At 57.6% G+C, this 689-nt stretch carries 1 pseudogene; it reads right to left on the minus strand.

The features are described from left to right. A pseudogene (locus AB5935_RS24600) lies at positions 1 to 689 on the minus strand (DNA methylase); the annotation flags it as partial.

Here is a 689-nt window from a genome sequence, read left to right on the forward strand (position 1 = left end):
GGGTAGAGGACTTTGGCCATCGGGTAAGCGGTGCAGAACGTCCGGGCTATTTCATGGATGTTGGCTTTCAGCCCGATAATCATGGGTTTATTGGCCAGCCCGAGGCGTTTCTTCTCGTAGGCCCCGCAGCACATGATAAGGGTCTTTCCGCCGCCCACCTCGTGGTCGATTATCCCGCCGCCGAGCAGTTTGTCCATCCATATCGCGTCCTTCTGGCTGTCATACAGTTTGTCGATTCCCAGCCCCTTGAGGTCGAGGTCGGGGAATTCCTGGTGCGTCCCGTCGTACTTCGGGCGCACGTAACAGTTGAAAGTACGGTTATAGAGGTCTGTCAGGCGGTCTTTGAAGTCGGACGACTGCTCGCGCAGCCATTCGGGGAAAGCACCCCGGATCTCATCTATCTTGCTGTTGGCGAGCTGTATGGCCTCCCCGTCACGCACTTTGACCTCCCGCCGTTCTCCGTCCACCCATCTGAGGACGGTCTTGGTGATGTCGGGCGAAGTGTTTTGCAGGGCGTGTTTCAAAAGGTGCAGGCCGTTGTACTTACGGGTCTGCGCGCTGACGGCATACTGCTCCGTGATCTTCACGTTCGTCGCTTCCGCCTTCACGCCGTACTCGTCTAGGTTGGAGGCGAAGGTGATCTTCACCTCCGTATCGAAGAGCGAGGAGGCGAAACGCTCGTAAACACC

Source organism: Phocaeicola sp. RTP21198st1_B8_RTP21198_201120, from assembly GCF_040929485.1.
Taxonomy (GTDB): domain Bacteria; phylum Bacteroidota; class Bacteroidia; order Bacteroidales; family Bacteroidaceae; genus Phocaeicola; species Phocaeicola dorei.